This is a genomic window from Hutsoniella sourekii ATCC 700629 (assembly GCF_000518205.1).
In the GTDB taxonomy this organism is placed as follows: domain Bacteria; phylum Bacillota; class Bacilli; order Lactobacillales; family Aerococcaceae; genus Hutsoniella; species Hutsoniella sourekii.
The window spans coordinates 32,101-53,435 of sequence record NZ_JADD01000016.1 but is presented as its reverse complement, the minus strand read 5'-3'; the positions used below and the strand labels follow the sequence as shown (position 1 = coordinate 53,435).

Annotated in this window: 21 protein-coding genes and 1 pseudogene; 19 read left to right on the top strand and 3 right to left on the bottom strand. The window is 42.9% G+C overall.

Translation table 11 applies throughout. The annotated features are described in order from the left end of the window. Positions 1 to 30: 30 nt before the first annotated feature. Positions 31 to 885: a glycosyltransferase family 8 protein gene (locus tag T408_RS0104790; RefSeq protein WP_028118941.1), complete on the bottom strand. Its 855-nt coding sequence runs from the start codon at positions 883 to 885 to the stop codon at positions 31 to 33. Positions 886 to 1,016: 131 nt separating this feature from the next. On the opposite strand from T408_RS0104790, the gene T408_RS0104785 reads away from it, so the two are divergent. The 3 genes and pseudogenes from T408_RS0104785 to T408_RS12405 all read left to right on the top strand — a co-directional run. Beyond that, positions 1,017 to 1,334 (top strand): type II toxin-antitoxin system RelB/DinJ family antitoxin, encoded by a 318-nt coding sequence (locus T408_RS0104785; protein WP_211230828.1) that lies wholly within the window; start codon positions 1,017 to 1,019, stop codon positions 1,332 to 1,334. Then, entirely contained in the window at positions 1,331 to 1,477 is a 147-nt protein-coding gene (locus T408_RS12410) for a hypothetical protein (protein WP_455331386.1), read from the top strand. Before T408_RS0104785 ends, T408_RS12410 begins: the two co-directional genes overlap by 4 nt. Positions 1,478 to 1,492: 15 nt before the next feature. Continuing rightward, positions 1,493 to 1,705 (top strand): annotated as a pseudogene (locus T408_RS12405) (type II toxin-antitoxin system death-on-curing family toxin); the annotation flags it as partial. A gap of 141 nt (positions 1,706 to 1,846) precedes the next feature. On the opposite strand, the gene T408_RS0104775 reads toward T408_RS12405, so the two are convergent. Continuing rightward, on the bottom strand, positions 1,847 to 3,262 hold the full coding sequence (locus T408_RS0104775) for an alanine/glycine:cation symporter family protein (protein WP_028118939.1): 1,416 nt from the start codon (positions 3,260 to 3,262) through the stop codon (positions 1,847 to 1,849). A 439-nt stretch (positions 3,263 to 3,701) separates the two neighbouring features. Between T408_RS0104775 and yfcC the strand changes: the two genes are divergently transcribed. Both yfcC and iadA read left to right on the top strand, forming a co-directional pair. Then, the gene (yfcC, locus tag T408_RS0104765) at positions 3,702 to 5,414 is read left to right on the top strand and encodes a putative basic amino acid antiporter YfcC (RefSeq protein WP_028118938.1); all 1,713 of its coding nucleotides are present in this window, start codon (positions 3,702 to 3,704) and stop codon (positions 5,412 to 5,414) included. Positions 5,415 to 5,426: 12 nt separating this feature from the next. Continuing rightward, complete coding sequence (iadA, locus tag T408_RS0104760; RefSeq protein ID WP_235731620.1) at positions 5,427 to 6,614, top strand: beta-aspartyl-peptidase; 1,188 nt, start codon at positions 5,427 to 5,429, stop codon at positions 6,612 to 6,614. A 162-nt stretch (positions 6,615 to 6,776) separates the two neighbouring features. Here iadA and T408_RS12380 read toward each other — a convergent pair whose 3' ends face one another. Beyond that, positions 6,777 to 6,911, bottom strand: coding sequence for an IS3 family transposase (locus T408_RS12380; protein WP_407635818.1), 135 nt, complete (start codon positions 6,909 to 6,911; stop codon positions 6,777 to 6,779). A gap of 62 nt (positions 6,912 to 6,973) precedes the next feature. Between T408_RS12380 and T408_RS0104750 the strand changes: the two genes are divergently transcribed. From T408_RS0104750 to T408_RS0104675, 14 genes are all read left to right on the top strand, one after another. After that, positions 6,974 to 7,261 (top strand): FGGY-family carbohydrate kinase, encoded by a 288-nt coding sequence (locus T408_RS0104750; protein WP_028118935.1) that lies wholly within the window; start codon positions 6,974 to 6,976, stop codon positions 7,259 to 7,261. A gap of 113 nt (positions 7,262 to 7,374) precedes the next feature. After that, positions 7,375 to 9,204 carry a type 1 glycerol-3-phosphate oxidase gene (gene glpO / locus T408_RS0104745; protein WP_028118934.1) on the top strand — a complete coding sequence of 610 codons (1,830 nt, stop codon included), beginning with the start codon at positions 7,375 to 7,377 and terminating at the stop codon, positions 9,202 to 9,204. A 667-nt stretch (positions 9,205 to 9,871) separates the two neighbouring features. After that, a complete protein-coding gene (locus tag T408_RS0104735) occupies positions 9,872 to 10,417 on the top strand; it encodes an NADPH-dependent FMN reductase (protein WP_028118933.1) in 546 nt (181 codons plus the stop codon). Positions 10,418 to 11,056: 639 nt separating this feature from the next. Then, positions 11,057 to 11,941, top strand: a complete 885-nt coding sequence (locus tag T408_RS0104725; protein WP_028118931.1) for a mechanosensitive ion channel family protein — start codon at positions 11,057 to 11,059, stop codon at positions 11,939 to 11,941. A gap of 135 nt (positions 11,942 to 12,076) precedes the next feature. Then, positions 12,077 to 12,550 carry a ribosome maturation factor RimP gene (gene rimP / locus T408_RS0104720; RefSeq protein ID WP_028118930.1) on the top strand — a complete coding sequence of 158 codons (474 nt, stop codon included), beginning with the start codon at positions 12,077 to 12,079 and terminating at the stop codon, positions 12,548 to 12,550. A 17-nt stretch (positions 12,551 to 12,567) separates the two neighbouring features. After that, positions 12,568 to 14,001, top strand: a complete 1,434-nt coding sequence (gene nusA, locus T408_RS0104715) for a transcription termination factor NusA (protein WP_028118929.1) — start codon at positions 12,568 to 12,570, stop codon at positions 13,999 to 14,001. Positions 14,002 to 14,044: 43 nt separating this feature from the next. Further along, positions 14,045 to 14,311: an RNase P modulator RnpM gene (rnpM, locus tag T408_RS0104710; protein WP_035420135.1), complete on the top strand. Its 267-nt coding sequence runs from the start codon at positions 14,045 to 14,047 to the stop codon at positions 14,309 to 14,311. After that, positions 14,308 to 14,628 carry a L7Ae/L30e/S12e/Gadd45 family ribosomal protein gene (locus tag T408_RS0104705; protein WP_028118927.1) on the top strand — a complete coding sequence of 107 codons (321 nt, stop codon included), beginning with the start codon at positions 14,308 to 14,310 and terminating at the stop codon, positions 14,626 to 14,628. Before rnpM ends, T408_RS0104705 begins: the two co-directional genes overlap by 4 nt. 23 nt (positions 14,629 to 14,651) lie before the next feature. Next, positions 14,652 to 16,892, top strand: coding sequence for a translation initiation factor IF-2 (gene infB / locus T408_RS0104700; RefSeq protein ID WP_028118926.1), 2,241 nt, complete (start codon positions 14,652 to 14,654; stop codon positions 16,890 to 16,892). Positions 16,893 to 16,906: 14 nt separating this feature from the next. Further along, positions 16,907 to 17,260, top strand: a complete 354-nt coding sequence (rbfA, locus tag T408_RS0104695; protein WP_028118925.1) for a 30S ribosome-binding factor RbfA — start codon at positions 16,907 to 16,909, stop codon at positions 17,258 to 17,260. 218 nt (positions 17,261 to 17,478) lie between these two features. Then, positions 17,479 to 18,393: a metal ABC transporter solute-binding protein, Zn/Mn family gene (locus tag T408_RS0104690; protein ID WP_028118924.1), complete on the top strand. Its 915-nt coding sequence runs from the start codon at positions 17,479 to 17,481 to the stop codon at positions 18,391 to 18,393. Between the two features lie 149 nt (positions 18,394 to 18,542). Further along, positions 18,543 to 19,322, top strand: a complete 780-nt coding sequence (locus tag T408_RS10885; protein WP_051444793.1) for a metal ABC transporter ATP-binding protein — start codon at positions 18,543 to 18,545, stop codon at positions 19,320 to 19,322. Continuing rightward, a complete protein-coding gene (locus T408_RS0104680; protein ID WP_028118923.1) occupies positions 19,315 to 20,196 on the top strand; it encodes a metal ABC transporter permease in 882 nt (293 codons plus the stop codon). The genes T408_RS10885 and T408_RS0104680 overlap by 8 nt, the downstream gene beginning before the upstream one ends. Further along, positions 20,193 to 21,335, top strand: coding sequence for a metal ABC transporter permease (locus tag T408_RS0104675; protein ID WP_035420110.1), 1,143 nt, complete (start codon positions 20,193 to 20,195; stop codon positions 21,333 to 21,335). Before T408_RS0104680 ends, T408_RS0104675 begins: the two co-directional genes overlap by 4 nt.

The window sequence follows — 21,335 nt, the reverse complement described above, 5'->3', positions numbered from 1 at the left end:
CTGTTGCGGACACATTTGGTCTTTAAGCATCTAATTGAATTGTTTTTTCGTGTTATTCTTCAGTAATTGGTCTATTCGCTTCTGATAATCCAGGTAGAGGCCGGTAAAGCGGTTATCGTGTTCTTCTTGCCAGGGTTTGGGTTGGCCACAGAAGTGCAGCACAGAGGTATGGTCTAGAACCCAGTGGATATCATGTCGATTCATACTTCGAGCTAGATAGCGTAAGTACTTGCGGGCATCATAATTCCAAATCTCTTCAGGGATCTCTAGGGTGTACTTACCATATAAGTAGTTGAGAACATCTTGGTCAGGTAGCAATAAGAAGTTATTATACTTATCCAATGTGTCTTGAATATCTGCCCAATGAATCTTGAGGCGAGCTTGGGTTAAATTAATTAAGAGCACACCTGAATTAAAATAAGCATGGTCCATATCCAATCTCAATTGATTGATCCGAGTACTCGCATCGGTCAAGCCCGTATGAGAAGCAGCCGCGAAGACATGGTCTTTCAAGTCTAATTGCCAGAGATCTAGCAGTGAATTAATAACCAAGATATCTGGATCCAGATAGAGGACTCGGTCCAATGTCGTTGGTAGGATCTCACCGGCCAACAAGCGAAAATACATTTCCTTAGGGTAGCGCTTAGCTGTCTTAGCCGATTGCCAACGACTACCATCCACTTGAATCGGGTGGAAGCTAAAATCCAGCAACTGACAGACCTCTTCTAGAGACCGGATTTCCTCTGGACTCAGGGATTCGTGAACCAACCAAATGCGAATCGCTTGCTGGGGGTGGTTGACTCGAATGGAATACAGGGCAACTTGTAGGGGTTGGATGTAAGAAGCATTGAGAGTAAATAATAAATCAAGCGGGGTTGAGGCCATGGGAGAACTCCTTTCTTCATAATCGTAGTCTTATTATAAATCAAGCAAAAATAAACGCAAAATAATAGCTAAATGGCTGATGACTCAGCTTGCTTATCCTTTACACAAGACAGACAATGGATGAGTAATGGATAATTTTATACGGAGGGAAGGCTACGTCATCAACTAATATTAACGTACGTGTCGATAAGGAAATAAAAGAAAAAGCTCAGGCAATCTTTGAAGACTTAGGTATGAATATGTCTACAGGCGTCAATGTCTTTCTGGCTGCTGTTGTCCGCGAAAAGGGGATCCCCTTCCAATTAAATACCCATACGGCCACTCCGATTAAGGAGGGGATAGGGGTCTTGGAAGATAGCTCTGAAGAATATAAGAGTCGAGTTTCTAAGGTTATAGAAGATATTTTGAATGAGGATGATGAGATATTTAAGAAACTGGTAGATCTATGACTTATTTAGATGTTGAAACTCTAAAGCTGATCAACCAAAGACTCATTGAAAAATATTCGCCGCAAGAGATAAATGGTGTTAAGGACAAACCTGCTTTATTAATGGCTGTTGAACAACCCAAGCAAGAAATATTTGTGGTATAACTATATCCAAGTGTTTACAACAAAGCAGCAATATTAGCGATGAATATTATAAAAAGGCACCCTTCCCATAATGGAAACAAGCGGACTGCTTGGTTAGCCTTGACAACCTTCTTAAGGCTAAACGATATAGATCTGAATTGCTCGACTCAAGAAGCACCTGATTTCTTTGTGGGTATCGCAACCAGTCAAGATGATTTTGATCTTTTGAAAGAAAAAGTTAGTCATTAGATTGAAATAAGAGTCATAGGAAAATAATAAATCCTGAACTTAATGAATAGACAGACCCCCTAAAGTGGACTAAGAAATCCAACTTTAGGGGGTCAGTTTATCGAAAGGTGGGTTTAACGTTTATCCCTATTTTAATTTGTCTTATTTCCAATAATCCAACTTACTATCATCAAGTCCAATGTTTTTGGCGTAGAAGACTGGATCTTGGCCAGCTTGGCGTTGACGACGGTAGTCATCTAAGGTATTGAGGGCTGTTTTGCCTAAGAGCATGATTGTAGGTAAATTAATTAGCGCCATCAAAGCCATCAAGAAATCAGCTGCTAACCAAGCAAAGCTAGCTTCTTGCAAGGCTCCGACGAATATGATTAGGGCAGCCAAGATCCGGTAGCCAATCATAAAGCTACGGCTTGGTGTTCCGCCGAAGATATAGGCAAGGTTATTATCAACATAGAATAAGTTCCCGATTAAAGTTGTAAAGGCGAATAGAACCAAGGCAGTTGTGACAAAAATGGGACCGAACGGTCCAAATACGGTCGCCAAGGATTCTTGAACAAAAGGAGCACCTGATAATTCAGCAGTAGGAGCAATACCAGAGGAAATACTCATAAAGGCGGTCGCTGTACAAATAATCAAGGTATCAATAAAGACTGAAACCATTTGAACCAAACCTTGCTTGACTGGGTGCGATACATCAGCTGCCGCTGCTGCATTCGGAGCGGACCCAATACCAGCTTCGTTTGAATAAAGTCCTCGCTTGATTCCGTACATCATACTAGAACCAGCAATCCCAGAGAAAATAGCCTGGAAATTAAAAGCATCTTCAATAATTAGCTTGAATAAGGTCGGTAGGTAATCCAGGTTCAAGGCAACCATGATTAAGGCGACTAGAACATAAATCACCCCCATAAAAGGAACAATCAAGGAAGTGACCTTAATAATTCTCTTGCCACCACCTAGGATACAATAAGCAGTCACAAGGGCTAGAATTCCACCAATAATCATCGGTGAAAGGGTAGGGTGATAAAAAGAATAAATCCGGAAACTGTCTTGCAGGTTGTAAGCGGCCAACATATTGAAACCAACAGCATAAGTTAAGATCAAGAAGACAGCAAAAGTAATTCCTAACCAGCGTTGATTTAAAGCCTGTTCAATATAATAAGCCGGTCCCCCGTAGGATTCGCCAGATTTGCCACGCTTCTTATAGATTTGTGCAAGAGTGGACTCCACAAAGGCGGAAGCTCCGCCAATGATCGCGACGACCCACATCCAGAAGATGGCACCGTAGCCACCTAAGCAGATCGCAGTTGAGACCCCCACAATGTTACCTGTCCCCACCCGGGAAGCAGTTGAGACCATTAGGGCCTGGAAGGAAGAGACGGATCCTTCTTCTTTAGGCTTTTCGGAAATGACCTTAATTGCTTCCTTCATTTGAGTGACTTGGATAAAGCCAGTACGAACAGTAAAGTAGAGCCCCACCCCGATAAGTAAAATAATTAATACCGGATAATAGAGAAAGTCATTGATCGGACTAATAAAGTCCATTAGCGAATTAAACATAAAATACACCTTCTAACTTTTAGATTGTTAAGATAACTTAACTAATATTTAGATTGGCAGGTGTTTCTACATATCAATATTGAATATAGTAAACGCTATCGAATTATAAAAAAACACCTTTGCGAATCTTATAATACAAGCATAACGAAATAGGAAGAGTTAGACAAAAGGAAAAACCGATTTAAATGGTGGAAAATCCGATAATTGGTGATGAAATGAATTTGAATGAGTTTTTCAATAAATTGTTTTTACAAATTTTTATCGTCCAATGGGAATTTATTTATCTCACCGCCCTGTTGAGAGTAGCAGAATTGATCTAAGAGCTATTGGTTCACTGATCGTCAATGTTAGCTTAATTGTCCCACTTTTTTCTCATTTTCTCTTAACTTTCTCCCCATTTGTGCTATAATGAATCCAATTTTATTTGGAGGTGTAAGCAATGTCTACACAAGCGAAAAAGCGTTTTAGGATGCCGGATACTTATATTATTATCTTTGGCATCGTGATTGTATCTTGGTTGCTGACTTTTGTCATACCAGCGGGTAAGTATACCACTAATGAGATGACTTATGATGCGGGTAACAATAACACGATCACCCGTACGGTTCTAGAGCCAGGGTCCTTCCGGTATATGCATCCTATTGACCAACCAGCATTAGCCAGTCATTTGAAAGATTTAGCGAATGACGATAAGGCTTTATTGGAATTGGAAGCTGATCCTGAGGGATTAGAGACAATACTAGCTTCAGGACAGGATTTGACTTTAGACCAATTGGAAGAGGTCGGGATTGAAGAATCGGAATTATATCAATTATATGGAGACGATATTTATGACACTTCGGTTCGTTTAAATAAAACGGCCCGTATTTGGGGAACAGAAGCAACCGGCGGCTTTGGCTTCTTGAACTACTTGTTTGAAGGCTTAGTCACTGGAGACCGGGGCGGGTCAGCAATTGGAATCGTAGCCTTATTGCTCGTTGTGGGTGGATCCTTTGGGATGATTATGAAGACGGGAGCGATTGATGCGGGGATTTATGCCTTCGTCGGATCAGCTACCAATTTGAAGAAGCTGGCTCTACCGATGATTTTTATTGGTTTTTCATTTGCGGGGGCAACCTTTGGCGCTTCTGAACAGGTGATTCCATTTGTCTTAATTATTGCACCCTTCTGCGTGGCCTTGGGTTATGACTCGATTACAGCTGTGACCGTTACGTTTGCGGCCTCACAGATTGGTAATGCCACTTCTTGGATGAGTCCTTTTAGTATTGCTATTGCTCAGGGGATTGCGGGACTTCCTGCTTTATCAGGTGCGGGTTATCGTATCTTACTATGGGTGATTATAACTTTATTAGCTGCTGGCTTTACCATGATCTACGCCGAACGCGTTAAAGCCAATCCTGAATCTTCAGCTTCTTATCATTCTGATGCTTACTTTAGAGACGAACTAGAGGGCAAGGATATGGATAATGTTGAATTCAAATTAGGCCATAAAGTTATTTTGCTGGAACTCTTACTTGGATTAGTTTGGATTGTTCTAGGGGTAATGAAGCTTGGGTACTCGATTCCAGAATTAGCTTCTCAATTTTTTGTCATGGGACTAGCTTCTGGAATTACTGCCTTGGCCTTTGGATTGAATGATTTAACTGTTAATGATCTAGCTTATGCCTTCAAGGAAGGAGTCTCTGATCTAGCACCAACAGCGGTAGTAGTTGGGATGGCTAAGGGGATTCTCTTGGTTCTTGGTGGATCAGATGCTGGAACCTTCTCAGCCTTGAATACGATTCTTTATTCAGTGGGGAACCTACTTGAAGGGATTCCGACCTTCTTGGGTGCTTGGGCCATGTATATCTTCCAATCCCTATTCAACTTAGTGATCACCTCAAACTCAGGTCAGGCAGCCCTCACTATGCCGATTATGGCACCGTTGGCTGATATTATTGGGGTATCGCGTCAAGTAGCAGTTCTAGCCTTCCAGTTAGGGTCAGGTTTCGTAGATGCCTTTACGCCTGTATCAGCAAGCTTGATTGGATGCTTGGCAGCCGCTCGTCTGGACTGGGTGGATTGGGCCAAGTTCCAAGGCAAAATGCAAATATTCTTATTTATACTAGGGTCTCTAGCCATTTTTGCAGCGATTGCATTTGGTTATCGTTAAGGAGGAATGAACGTGTCAGTAACAGTAATTCGTAATGTCAATGTGTATGCGCCAGAACCATTGGGTGTTAAAGATATTTTATTGGTTAACAACAAGATTCTAGCTATTGATGAAGCGATTGAAGTAGCGATCAGCGGAGTGGACGTGCATGAAATCGATGGGCAAGGCAAGATTGCGACCCCGGGCTTCATTGATGGTCATTTCCACTTATTAGGTGGTGGAGGTGAGAATGGCTTCCAGAACCGCACTCCTGAAGTTCAACTCACAGACCTAACATTAGCGGGTGTTACAACTGCTTGTGGGTTACTAGGAACAGACGGTGTGGGGCGCGACGATGCGGCCCTATTATCTAAGGCCCATGCTTTAGAGATTGAAGGTATCACTACTTATATGTATGTAGGTAATTATCGTCTGCCGGTTGAAACGGTCACTGATTCCATTATCAAGGATATTATGGTAATCGATAAGTGTATCGGTGTAGGTGAGATTGCTATTGCTGACCATCGTAATGGGGCGCCAACCTTTGAAGAATTTGCGCATGCCTGTGCAGATTCGCGTGTTGGAGGGTTACTTGCAGGTAAATCTGGCGTGGTTAATATCCACGTGGGGCCTGGTCCAGACCGCTTGAAATTCATCTTCCAAGCCCTGGAAGAAACGGATATCCCAATCACTAACTTCTTGCCAACTCATATTGGACGTAGTCAGGAATTAGTGGATGAAGGTCTTAAATTTGCCGAAATGGGTGGGGTGATCGATGTCACCGGTAATGAAGATCCCGTTCAAGCCTATGAACGAGATGGTGAGATTCCATTTAGAGTCATCTTACAGCAACTCTTAGACCGTGGGATTTCTCATGAACAGATCACCATGTCCTCTGATGGTCAAGGAAGTTTGCCGCGCTTTGATGAAGCAGGTAACTTCTTGAGAATTGGTGTCGCGTCTGCCCAAGCTCTAATCGTGGGTATCCAAGATGCGGTTCTAAACGGTGGCATTCCATTAGAAATTGCCTTAACGGCAGTTACTTCAAACGTCGCACGCATCTTGAAGCTAGCTGGTAAAGGGCACCTAAGAGCGGATTATGATGCCGATATTCTCCTGCTCGATCCGGAAAGTCTTGCTATTGATACGGTAATTGCTAAGGGGCAAGTCATGGTAGAAGCTGGTCAAGCTAAAGTATTTGGAACTTTCGAAAAACATTAATTCAACTCGGGTCATCTAGCGTGGCCTCGAATAGTTGAACCAAAGAGATAAGCATATGTTGCTTGTCTCTTTTTAAATTGTTTGGGATGTAATTACGCAACCTGTACTTCTCGATATTCACCAGGACTTTACCGATTCAACTTTTCCTTAATATGTTACTTGTTATTGTAATGAATTATAATCAATGATTGCTCTGTCCAACTCCTTATAACTTCGATAAACTTTTCCATAGTAGCTCTCTGGTTTCATCACACTAAAGAAGTTCTCTATCGGTTCATTGTGGTTACACTTACCCATATGGGATATACTTTGAATTATCTGTTTTTCTTCCAATAAGGTTTGACTATAAGAAAAGGCTTTTGAAGCTTCAATCATTGGCTTACCAGACGCGAGATATTATCGATATCATGGAATTAAATAGGGAGATGCTGATCAATGTCTTAAAAGTTAATGGTGGAGCAGTGATGAATGACTACTTGATGCAGTTTCAATCTGATATACTAGGAATAGAAATTGCTCGTGCCCAACACTTAGAAGCAATCGTATTAGGAGCGACCTTCCTAACAAATCAAGCAGTTGGTTTTTGGGAGAATATGGATGAGTTGAAGACCTTGATGCAGTTGGTAAGGAATTTAATCTTTTTATAAATAATGCTTGCAAGGAACAACTTTATAAAGGTTGGCAGCGAGCTGTCAAGGCGACTCAAGTATTTGCTCAAGCGGAAGATGATTAAGGCTAAGACCAGAGAAGGAGAATCAGCATGAAGTTTTCATATGAAAGCCGTCAAAATGCCATTAAAAAAATGCAGGAACAAGAATTAGACTTATTAATTATTGGTGGAGGGATTACGGGTGCAGGAGTTGCGCTTCAAGCAGCTGCTTCTGGAATGGATACCGGCCTCATTGAAATGCAGGACTTTGCAGAGGGGACATCCAGTCGTTCTACTAAGTTAGTCCACGGTGGTATTCGTTATTTGAAGCATTTTGATGTGGAAGTCGTATCCGATACGGTACAAGAACGGGCAGTGGTTCAACAAATTGCACCGCATATCCCTAAGCCTGATCCGATGATATTACCTATTTATGATGAGCCCGGAGCAACCTTTAACTTATTTCGATTAAAGGTTGCTATGGATTTGTATGATTTGTTAGCTGGGATTCAGATGTCTTCTTATGCTAACAAGCTACTCTCGCCAGAAGAAGTATTGGCAGAAGAACTTGGTCTTAAAAAAGAAGGGCTGCAAGGTGGCGGTCGCTATCTTGATTTTAATAATAGTGATATCCGTCTAGTTATTGAAAATATTAAGCGGGCGCACCAAGACGGCGCTCTTATTGCTAGTTGCGTTCAAGCGATCGGTTATCTCTATAATGAAGAGGGTAAAGTAAGAGGTGTCAAAGCCCTAGACTTATTAGCCAATCAAGAATTTGATATCAAAGCGCGAGTAGTGATTAATACGACCGGTCCTTGGTCAGATGAGACGCGTAATCTTGACCGCGAAGGATCAGATAGAATTCGGCAAATGCGCCCAACTAAAGGTGTCCATTTAGTTGTTGATGGGGATAAATTAAGCGTATCGCATCCAGTTTACTTTGATAGTGGTCATGGGGATGGACGGATGATCTTTGTTATTCCGCGCGAGAATAAGACTTACTTTGGTACCACCGATACAGATTATCATGGGGACCTTAAACATCCGACAGTAACCCAAGAAGATGTGGATTATTTGCTAGAAGCTGTTAATCGACGTTTCTCAACCACTGATTTAACCTTGGATGATGTTGAATCCTCTTGGGCGGGTCTTCGTCCCTTATTGGCTGGCAATTCTTCTTCCGATTATAACGGGGGAGATAGTGGTAAATTAACGGACCATAGCTTCAATCAACTCATTGAATCCGTTCAAGGTTACTTAAATCAAGAACAAACGCGTGCAGATGTCGAATCAGTTGTAGCCGGACTAGAAGGAAGCCTTTCTGAACAGAATTTGAACCCATCAGAGGTTTCTCGTGGTTCAAGTTTAGATATTGATGATAATGGCCTCTTCACACTGGCTGGTGGTAAGATTACCGATTATCGTAAGATGGCAGCCGGAGCTCTTGAAAAGATTATTGAGACTCTAAGACGTGATCATAATCGCCACTTCCGTTCAGTTAATTCACGGACTTATCCAGTATCTGGCGGTGAGTTAAACCCAAATAATATCGAACGTGAATTTAAATCTTACGCCGAAGTTGGAGTTAATCAAGGTCTATCCAATGAAGATGCTTACGAGATTGCTTCATTATATGGATCAAATGCAGCTAAAGTCTTCGGATTAGTAGGGGAAATAGATCTCGACCAACGACTCAGCCTCAAAGAGAATCTGATGTTAGCTTATGCGATGGAATATGAAATGACCTTAACACCTGTTGATTATTTATTACGGCGCACCAATTATCTATTATTCAAACGGGAAGAAGTAAATCACCTAGTGGAACCTATATTGGACCGGATGGCGCAAGCTTATGGTTGGAGTGCAGAGGATCGCAAAGTTCAAGCTGACCGTCTGCAAGCAATCATTGATGAAAATGACTTAAAAGCCTTAAAAAATTAATAAGCTAGGAGGAATAAAGATGGCTGTTGCTTTTCCGGAGGCTCTACAGGTGTGGTTGACCTACCTCCTCACTTTGAAGCGACCTAAGGTCCACCAGCGATTCTAGGCACATTCGCAACGGGAGCCGCTATTAAGTCTCCAGTAGATAACTTGATTTCATAAATAGGCGAAATCTTCATCTTATCCTATGGCATTATGGCCTTTGGTTACTCAGAGATGGTGGCTTGTAATGCTACAGCTGTTGTGAGCATGCTAATTGTCAGTATCGGTGTTTCTCTTGGAGGGCCGACTGGTTATGCTATCAATCCTGCCCATGATTAAGGCTCTTGAAATATCCTCCCTTTTACCTATAGAAGAGACAGTGACCGAGGATATGCATGGATTCCTGTTCTTGGCCCTATGGCTGGTGGTCTCTTGCCAGCCTTTGTAAATATGTTAGTCAATGTTTAGATAAAAAGCTTAGCCGTTAGTTTCAGCCGTATTGGAACTAGCGGTTTTATCATTTAGAGCTGATTTGACAAGGGGTCTGTCGAATGAATAGAAACTTCATTAAATATTCAAATAATTTTTTGAGTATAGGACTTGCAATTATTTCGGATTCGAAGTATTATATAGACAGAGCTTAAGAGATAAGCCAAAAATTTTAACATGAAAAGGATGATTATTAATGACAAAAGTAGGCGTATTAGTTGGTAGTTTACGTAAAGAATCTTATGCACGCAAATGGGCAAAGGCCTTGGTCGCTGAATTACCATCTGATTTTGAAGTTGAATTCCTAGAAATCGGCAATCTTCCATTATATAACGAAGAATACGATCAAGATAATCCACAAGAATATATCGACTTCCGTGAAGCAGTTAAGCGTCAAGATGCCATTATCTTAGCAACACCAGAATACAACCGTTCAACTTCAGCAGCTTTGAAGAACGCTCTAGATGTCGCTTCTCGTCCTTGGGGTGAAAGTGTATGGGGTGGTAAACCAGTTATGATCTTAAGCCACTCTATTTCAGGTATGGCTGGTGCAGTTGCTGCGCAATCATTGAAGCCAACCTTATCATTCTTAGATATGCCATTGATGCACCAACCAGAGGTATACTTAGGTAACTCAGCTGATTACTTCAATGAAGCTGGTGAATTAACAAATGAAGATACACGTCAATTCTTAGGAACTGTCGCTGAATCATTTGTAAACCACGTCAAGAAACACATCTAATCTTATCTAAATAACTCAACCCTTCATTCTCCCACCGAAAAATGTCTTTCGGTGGGATTTTTGGTGAGTCTGGGAGGTGAGGCGTGGGGTGGCTTCTTATTGTACGGTTATGCTGGTGGAAGCGTATAATAAGTGCAGTTTATTATACGGTTTGGCGTTGGTAAGTGTATGATAAGGGGCAGTTATTATACGTTTTGACGATAGCAACTGTATGATAAGGCGGAGATATTATACGTTTTGACGTCGGGAAGTGTATGATAACAGTTAATTATCATACGCTTTAATTGCCTGAAGCGTATAATAACACCAGTGAAGCGGCGCTTATCGCAAAAGCAAAGGCCATCAATCTGAAGTTCGCTACGCTTTTTTACCACGAAGCGTATTGACCCCCCACTGTTCGATACGTTTCCCCATCACCAAGCGTGTTAAAAACCCCAAGTTCAATACGTTTCCCCATCACCAACCGTATCGAAAACCTCAACTTCAATACGCTTTCCCCCACCAAGCGTATCGTAACCCCCAGTTCAATACAGTTCCCAAACCCCCACATCTGCATTCAACTCCCCAACCCACCTGGCTTCCACTTGAAATCCATCTTATTTCATGCTAGTTTTAAGATGAAGTGTAGAGGAGGTTTTTATGAATCAGATTTCCGATATGGTTGTCTCCAGTGTGGAGGACTCGAGTGTCTTCTTGAGGCAGGTGCTGGTGACGGTTATTATTATTGTTGCTGCTATCTTAATTTCTAAGTTGTCTCATTACGTGTTGCCCAAGTTGATTGATAAGGATAAGATCCTTCGGCGGATCTTCCAAGTGGAGCGGGTGGTCTTGATGGTCTTGACCTTGGCCTTCACCTTTAACTTGTGGTTTTCGCATACGCAGTCGATTGGGATTATTCTTGGGGTTTTGGCTACCTTAGCGGGTCTTGCCTTGAAGGATATGATTGTGGATGTGGTGGCTTATATTTATGTTTCCTTTCGTCATCCATTTGAGATGGAGGATATTATTCAAGTTGATGGGGTAGTGGGCCAAGTCGTCGACATGGACTTTCTTCAGTTTAATGTGGCGGAGATGGGCCACTTGGTGGATTCCTTAACCCCAACTGGACGGTATGTGTCCATGCCCAACCGTTTTATCTTTGACAAGGCCTTGTTCAACTATACCCGGAGCACGCCTTTTGTGATGCAGGAAGTGTATATCTTGATTGGCTTTGATGCGGACCGGGAATTGGCTATGAAGTTAGCGGGCAAGTTGGCTTACGAGAAGTACGATCAATTCAAGCAAGCGTATTCTGAAGAAGAGTTGGAGAAGTTCGACCGTAGTATCGAGGCTCAAGATTATGACATCAAGCCTAGCATCCGGGCCGTCTTAGACAGCAATGGTTTCCGCATATATATCCAATACTTTAGTCGATTTGATGAGATTGGTAAGAATCAGATGATCATGCAAAATAATCTCTATGATTTATTCGAAAGTCACAAGATCTCAATGCCTGAACCAATCTATTACCGCCAAGAAGCCTAAGCCTGATCTTGTCCTTGAAGCTAGGGCAAGTCTGTGCTATAATCTAATAAGTGATTACGTTGATGAAGGAGGGGACCTTTGTGGTTCGCTCCTATTCATTATTATAACGGGGTTATTACAATAAAGAGGTGAAAAATGACAACACTTATTGATAAGATTCAACCAGTGGTTGAGCCAGTTGTGGCTAGCCATGACTGTCAGCTAGTTAGTATGGAGTATGTTCATGAAGAAGGTAGTTGGTACTTGCGGGTCTACGCTGATAAGGCCGGTGGCATCGACTTAAATGATTGCGTCGCCATTAGTGAAGATCTAAGTGAGGTCTTGGACAATCTAGAACCTGATCCCTTCCCTAAAGAATATTACTTGGAAGTGGCTTCTCCAGGAGCAGAACGTCCACTCCCAACACCAGAAGCCATTGAGGCAGCTGTTGGCTCTTATGTTCATTTTGACTATTATAATCACCAACATGGCGAGACCTTCCATGAAGGCACACTCTTGGGCGTTGAAGAGGATCATTATCTCTTGGAAGTCCAAATTAAGTCTCGTAAGAAAACCCTTGAAATTGATAAAGATGCCATCTCCTTTGCGAGATTAGCAGTGAAATTCTAGTTAAAGGATGGGAAAATATGACCAGTGAAAATAACGAACTTGTCCAAGCTATGGACCTTCTCGAAGAAGAAAAAGGAATTTCCCGAGAAGTCATCAAAGATGCCTTAGAAACAGCCTTAGAGCTAGCTTATAAGCGGAATTATGACCAAGCGCAAAATGTGGAAGTGGTCTTTGATACTGAGAATGGTTCCATCAAAGTCTATTCTGTCAAGGAAGTCGTTGAAACCAACTACGACTCAACCTTAGAGATCAGCTTAGAAGAAGCCCGTGAAATTAATCGCGCCTATGAAATTGGCGATAAGATCAAATTTGAAGTGACACCGGCTGACTTTGGCCGTATTGCTACTCAAACGGCTAAGCATGTCGTGATGCAACGCATTCGTGAAGCGGAACGCGATCTAATCTATAACGAATTTATTGAATATGAAGACGAGATTCTAACCGGTACCGTTGAGCGGGTGGACAATCGTTTTGTCTATGTCAACTTGGGCCGAGTAGAAGCAGTTATGCCTGTGCGCGAGCAGATTCCTAATGAAACCTTTGACATGGATCAACGGATCAAGGTCTATGTGGCTAAGGTAGATAAGACGACACGTGGCCCTCAAATTATTGTCAGCCGGGCGCATCCAGACTTCTTGCGCCGCTTGTTTGAACAAGAAGTGCCAGAAATCTATGACGGTATTATTGAAGTGATGAGCATTGCTCGAGAAGCCGGCGACCGGTCTAAGGTAGCCGTTCGTAGTCGCGACAGTCAAGTAGACCCAGTGGGAACTTGTGTTGGCCCGGGTGGTCAACGGGTACAAGCGATTGTCCATGAATTAAATGGTGAGAATATGGATATCATTGAATACAGTGACGATCCAGAAGTCTTCATTACCAATGCGATGAACCCAGCAGATGTCGACCAAGTAGTCTTCAAGGAAGAAGAGAATGCAGCGATTGTTGTTGTTCCAGACTTCCAATTATCGCTAGCTATTGGTAAACGGGGACAAAATGCTCGTCTAGCTGCTCGTTTAACCGGTCACAAGATTGATATCAAGTCTGATAGTGATTATGCAGACTATGTGGCTGAGCAAGAGGCTTTGGCTAGCGAATTAGAAGATGAGATTGAAGAATTAGAAGCTGATCAAGCCGCTCAAGAAGCTGAGCTCCTTGAAGAAGATCAAGAAGCCGGCGCCTTGACCGAGGCGGACTTGGAAGAAGTAGAATTATTAGAAGAAGCAGAGTCTAACGCCTCACAATTAGAAGTCGACGCTATGATTGAAGCCCAAGATATTGCCGAGCAAAACTATGATCCTGAAGCTGCAGAAGAAGCGGTGGCAGAAGTTGAGATTGATGGCGAACAAGATTATGACGAATTATTAGAAGAGGCAGCTTACGTTGATGCATTGGAAGATGAGGAATTATTAGACCTCGATGCCCAAGACGCAACGGAGCCTACTGATAATTAAGGAGGCGGAACCAGTGAGCCAGAAGAAGCAACGGAAGATTCCGATGCGCAAGTGTGTAGTCTCAGGTGAGATGCACCCGAAGAAGGAATTAATCCGGATTGTTAAGACTAAAGAAGGGGAAATCTTCATTGATCCAACGGGCAAGAAGAACGGTCGAGGTGCTTATATTGCCCTAGATCCTGACTTGGCCATCAAGGCTAAGAAGGATAAGACCTTCGATAAGGCCTTTGGAATAAAGATTTCCGATGACTTTTATGAGGAATTGTATGATTTCTTGGATTATCAGAAAGCCCGATCTGAAATCATATGAGTCCTAAGCAAAAACAATTAAACCTACTTGGCCTTGCCCAACGGGCAGGCTACTTGGTAACCGGGGATGAACTTGTTGAGAAAGCTAGTAAAACCGGTCAAGTGGTCTTGATTGTCTGTGCCAGTGACGCCAGTGATAAGACCAAGAAACGTTACCAAGACTTAAGTGAGTACTGGCAGATTCCGGTCTCCTTTGCCTTTAATCGGTTGGAAATCAGCCAAGCCTTAGGCAAGAAACGGACCCTCTGCGGACTCAAAAATAGAGGAATGGCTAAGAAATTTTTGTCTTATGAAAGTGGAGAAGTATATGATAGTTAACTAGTATTTAGGAAGGTGATAGTATGACATCCAAGCGTATTTATGAATTCGCAAAAGAAAATAAAATAACCAGTAAAAACCTGTTGGAACTCGCTAAAAACAATGGAATGGAATTTGCCAGTCACATGTCTTCAATTAATGACGACCAACAAAAACAACTCAAGCAAGTCTTAAGTCAAGGCTCAGCTGCTAAGACTAACAAGAAGCAGTCAAGTTCTGACAAACAAGCCAAGCAAGAGCCTAGTCATAAAGACAAGGGGCAAAAGCAAAACACGTCTCAGGCCAAGTCTACTGGCAAAGATAATGCTAAGACTAATAAGAAGCAAGGCAATCAAGCCAAGGGTCAAGCTAACAGCAAAAAGCGTGATGACACTAAGAAACGCGATGACCAAGAAGCTAACAAACGTGGTGGAGGACGCCGTAACCGTCGTAACCGTAGAGGACGCGGAGCCAAGCGCAACACCAACCAAGGAGCCGGCTTAACAGCTAGAAAGCATAAAGATTTGCCAGAAAAATTTGAGTATTCTGAAGGCATGAACATTCAAGAGATTGCTAAGATTTTCCACAGGGATGCCACTGAAATTATCAAGAAATTAATGATGCTCGGTGTCATGGCTAACCAGAACCAAGCCTTGTCTAAAGATGTGATTGAACTAATCGCTATGGAATATGGGGTTGAAGCTGAAGAGAAAGTCGAAGTGGATGTTTCCGATTTGGAAATGTACTTTGAACAAGAAGTCGATCCTGATAAGTTAACTCTTCGTCCGGCTGTTGTAACCATTATGGGTCACGTTGACCACGGGAAGACGACCCTTCTTGACTCACTTAGACAAGCACGTGTAGCTGAAGGCGAAGCCGGGGGAATTACCCAGCATATTGGCGCCTACCAAGTTAAAGTGGATGATGACAAGGTCATCACCTTCCTAGATACACCGGGTCACGAGGCCTTCACCACCATGCGGGCCCGCGGTGCGGATGTAACTGATATTGCCATTATTGTAGTAGCTGCTGACGATGGGGTCATGCCTCAAACTGTTGAAGCGATCAACCATGCCAAGGCTGCTGAAGTGCCAATTATTGTAGCAGTCAATAAGATTGATAAGCCTGAAGCCAATCCAGACCGGGTTAAGCAAGAATTAACCGAATATGGTATCATCCCTGAAGATTGGGGTGGAGACAATATCTTTGTTGAGATCTCAGCGCTTCAAAATCTTAACTTGGATGAACTACTAGAAATGATCCTATTGGTAGCTGAAGTAGAAGAACTCAAAGCTGACGCTGACCGTCTAGCGATTGGTTCTGTTATCGAAGCTCGCTTAGACAAGTCTCAAGGAGCTACTGCGACGCTTTTAGTTCAACAAGGTACCTTGAACCAAGGAGATCCAATTGTTGTTGGTAATACTTACGGCCGAGTTCGGACGATGACTAATGACCAAGGTCGTCGCATTAAGACAGCCGGTCCTTCCACTCCAGTAGAAATTACCGGTCTTAATGATGCTCCCCAAGCGGGTGACTTGTTTGCCGTCTTTGAAGATGAGAAGACTGCGCGTCAAGCTGGGGAACGCCGTGCTGAACAAGCGCAAATTGCAGCCCGTAATAACACTAAGAAGGTCACCTTGGATAACTTGTTTGAGAGCCTCCAAGAAGGCGAATTACGGACAGTGAATGTTATTATCAAGGCTGACGTTCAAGGATCTGCTGAAGCCTTAAGTGCCAGCTTGCAAAAGATTGACGTTGAAGGCGTGCGTGTGGATATTGTCCACTCTGCCGTTGGTGCCATCAATGAAAGTGATATTTCACTTGCAGCTGCTTCTGGTGCGATTGTGATTGGATTCAATGTTCGTCCAACCCCACAAGCTCGCGCTTCAGCTGAGACGGAAGAAGTAGATATCCGTCTCTACCGAGTGATCTATGATGCAATTGAAGAAGTGGAATCAGCCATGAAGGGTATGCTAGATCCAGAATTCGTGGAAGAAGTTCAAGGTCAAGCTATTGTTCGTGAGACCTATACTGTTTCTAAGTTAGGAACCATTGCTGGATCCTTTGTTACCGATGGGTATATCGCTCGTTCCAGCCAAGTACGCTTGATTCGTGATAACATTGTTATCTATGAAGGCGATATTTCCAGCTTACGCCGCTTCCAAGATGATGTTAAGGAAGTCCGTAAGGGTTATGAATGTGGTCTAATGATCGAGAATTATAACGACATCAAGGTTGATGATGTCATCGAAGCTTTCCATATGGTGGAAGTTAAACCTAATTAAGAGAGGAGCTAAGTATGGCTAACTATCGTGTCGGCAGAGTCCGTCAAGAAATTTTACGTGAAGTCAATGATATTTTGCTCAAGGAAATTAAGGACCCTCGTGTTGAAGGGGTGACAATCACCGATGTAGACTTGACCGGTGACTTACAACAGGCGACCATTTACTACTCTACCTTATCTGATAAGGCTGGAGCCCGTCAAAAGACCGAACAAGGCCTAGCTAAGGTAACCGGTCTGGTGCGCCGTGAATTGGGCAAGCGTTTAAGCTTGTATAAGGTGCCAGAGATTGAATTCCAACGGGATCCTTCAGTAGACTATGGTAACCGTATTGATAGCCTACTGGACCAGATCAAGCAAGAAGAAGACTAAACATTAAATATATTACCTGGGTTGATGGATATTATCCTTCAACCCTTTTTTTGTGCAGTTGCATCTTATTCATAAGATTCCCTTTTGAATTAATAATTTTGTTTAAAAACTCAATCTTTAGGTTGACCTAAAAACATAAATAAGTTATCATTCATAATAGAGTTAGGATTTTACGGGTAACCGAATAATTATCTATAGGAGGACGATTGATGAAATTAATGAAACGCGTCATGGTTGCTGTGATGGCCTTATTTTTGCTTGTCGCTGGAGCAAATGTTAGAACTGCTCAAGCTGAAGAGAAGAAGACAGTTACTGCTACCACTTCATTCTTGAACGATATGGTGAAACAATTAGCCGGAGACTATGTCAATGTAGAGATGGTCATCCCAGCTGGGGAAGACCCTCACTTGTATGTTGCTAAGCCACAAGACTTAACCAAGATTAAGGATGCAGACCTAGTCTTGTACCACGGTCTTCACTTTGAAGGGAAGATGGTGCACGTCTTAGAAGAAGCCGGCTATCCAGTTTCTGAAACTTTTGACAAAGAAAAGTTAGGTGAGATGGACCAAGATGGTGAGATTGTTGTAGACCCTCACTTCTGGTTCGATATTGACCTATACAAGGAAGCGACAGAGAATGCCAGCAAGAAGCTAATTGAATTGGTTCCAGAAGCCAAAGATCAAATTGAAGCTAATACTAAAGATTACTTAGCTCAATTAGATGAGGTGAATGCTTATGCGGCTGAGCAAATTGGATCGATTCCTGAAGAAAACCGCTTTTTAATTACGCCTCATGATGCCTTCAATTATTTCTCACGTGCATATGACATTCCAGTTCACGCGCCACAAGGCGTAAGTACCGACTCTGAAGTAGCCAGTGCTGATATTGAAGAAACAGTGAACTTTATTGTTGACAATAAAGTTAAGGCAATCTTTGCAGAGTCAACCACCGATCCAGCACGGATGGAGAAATTACAAGAAGCTTGTAAGGCCAAAGGATTCGATGTAAAGGTAGTCTCAGGTGAGGGTCAAGAACTCTTCTCTGACTCTCTAGCCCCAGAAGGTCAAGTGGGCGACACCTTTATTGATATGGTCCGTCATAACGTTGACCTTATTACAAGCAACTTAAAATAATTATTTGACCTCCAAAGGGCACCTAAGTCAAGTTTCCTAACTCTCCACTTAGGTGCTTTTTGCGTACAAAACAGGCGTAATCATTACGATTTAAATGAATCGTCTCTCATATGAATAAAATTCTTGATAATCGATGAAGGAGTAAGAAAATGAAAGCAGTTGTAGAAGTACACGATTTAACCATGGCCTACCATGAAAAACCCGTGCTATGGGATGTTGACTTGGAAATAGCTAACAACTCACGGACGGCGGTAATTGGACCTAATGGAGCCGGTAAATCAACGATGATTAAGGGAATCTTGGGCTTAGAGAAGACGCTATCTGGGGCGGTTAAGATCTTTGATCAACCGGTTGACAAGGTCATCAAGCGTATCGCCTATATTCCCCAGACCTCATCCGTGAATTGGAACTTCCCTACCACGGTTGAAGACGTGGTCTTAATGGGGCGCTATGTTCACCTAGGTTGGATCAAACGCCCAAGTAAGGAAGACAAGGAGATCGCTCTAGCTGCGCTTGAAGAGATTGGCATGAGTGACTTCCGTAAACGGCAAATCTCTCAATTATCCGGTGGTCAAAGACAAAGAGTCTTTATCGCTAGAGCCATTGCCCAACAGGCGGATATTTACTTTATGGATGAGCCACTAGCTGGGGTGGATAAGCGAACCGAAGGAGTTATTATTGACTTTTTAGGCCGGGTCCAAAAAGAGGGCAAGACTTCCGTTGTGGTTCACCACGACTTGAATACGATATCTGCTTACTTTGACCACTTAGTGATCTTGAATAAGAAGCTGATTGCTTCAGGGCCGGTTGAGACGACCTTTACCGCTGATAACTTGGCCCGGGCTGAGATGCTTGTTAGTAACCAAGCCCTATTTGAAGGCTTAAAGGTAGACAGTCAATCAAGTCAGGGGGCGGTTCTCAGTGATTAATTGGGAAGTCTTAACGAGTTATTCCTTTCTCTTGATTGCTTTGGGAACTTTTCTCCTAGCTTCAGCCGCTGGCGTGATTGGGACCGTATCGGTCTTGAAGGGGCAGTCCTTGATCGGGGATGCCATTGGTCACGCTGCTTATCCTGGTATTATTCTAGCCTTTATGGTAACTGTGACTAAGGATCCCTTGTATCTCTTATTAGGGGCCTTGCTTACCGGAGCCATTGCCTTTGCCTTGATTCAAGTGATTCACCGCTTTTCTAAGTTGGACTTGGATGCCATCTTAGCGGTCGTCTTGTCCAGTTTCTTCGGCTTCGGGATGGTCTTGAAGTCATGGATTCAAGGACACCCAACCTTTGCCGGTGAGTCACAAGCCGGACTAGCTAATTATATTTTTGGTCAGGCCGCTTATATTATGGAACGAGATGTGCAGTTAATCTTAATTGTCGCGATTATTTCTCTGGCCTTATTTACCTTGTTCTATAAGGAGTTGAAGGTCTTTGTCTTTGATGAAGTCTACGCTCAAACGATTGGCATTAATGCGACTGTCCTATACTTACTGGTGATGGTAATGACTATGGGTATTATTGGTGTGGGCTTGAAATTGGTGGGTACTATCTTGATTGCCTCCTTGCTGATTGTTCCAGCCATTACTGCTATGCAGTGGAGTGACAAATTCTTGTATGTTTCCTTGATTGCAGCAGGGGTTGGGGGCGTATCCGCAGTAATTGGGACCTATTTCTCAACTGTTTACCGCGGCTTATCCACGGGTCCGATGATTATTGTTGTGATGACCTTGATTGCCTTGGCTTCACTAATTATTGGACCTCGAGGTATCGTTTCAACACTCATTAAAAGGAGAGGATTAAGATGACAACAAGTGAAATAATGAATCTGTTCGCAGCCTCCTATGAGTCTTGGTTTATCCTCTTATTAACGGCTGTAACCTGTGGCTTAATTGGTTGCTTCTTGGTTTTGAGACAATTATCCATGATCTCGGATGCCATTTCGCATTCGGTGCTTCTGGGGATTGTTCTAGGTTACTTTATCGCTGGTGACCTGGATTCGCCCTTATTGATTCTAGGGGCGGCAGCCATCGGAATCTTGACCGTTTGGTCGACTGAGACCCTAACCAAAACGGGACTGGTTGAAAATGATGATGCCGTTGGGATTATCTATCCCTTCTTCTTCGCTATCGCGGTGATTCTAATCACCCGTTATGCGGGTAACGTTCACTTGGATACCGATATCGTCATTATGGGGGAAGTTATTCTAGCACCCTTGAATCGGGTCGACTTCTTGGGACTATCCTTACCTAAGGCTCTAGCTGAGATGGGTGTCTTATTTGTGGCCAACATGATCTTTATCGGTCTCTTCTTCAAGGAATTGAAGATTACGACCTTTGATGAGCAATTTGGTCATTTGGCTGGCTTCAATGCGGGGCTCTTATTCTACGCCTTAATGACTCTTACCTCAGTGACGACAGTCGTTGCCTTTGATGCTGTAGGGGCCATCTTAGTGGTCGCCTTCATTGTAGGACCTGGGGCAACCGCCTACTTGATCTGTAAGGATCTCAAGCAAATGCTCTGGGTATCAGTGATCTATAGTGTGATTAATGCAACAGTTGGTTATGTCTTGGCAATTATCTTCAACTTATCCATGGGAGGGATGGCAGCGACTATTACGGGCTTGACCTTCTTTATGACCTTCCTCTTCCACCGAGAAGGATTAATTACTTCTCTCTGGTTACGCCATCAAAAGTCCGTTCAATTGAAGCGCGACTTGGTCTTGCTGCATATTGCTAGTCATACGGCTAAAGGTGAAGAAGACCAAGAGCTTAAGGTGGGAACCTTGAACCAACACTTCAAGTGGTCCAGCCGGGAAACAGACCAAGCTCTTGAGGACCTATTCAAGAAAGACTTGATCCGGATTGATTCCAGTCAAGATATTTACCAATTAACCCAAGCAGGCCGGGCCAGTTTGGCTGTTATCCAAGAAACATACGGAATTTAG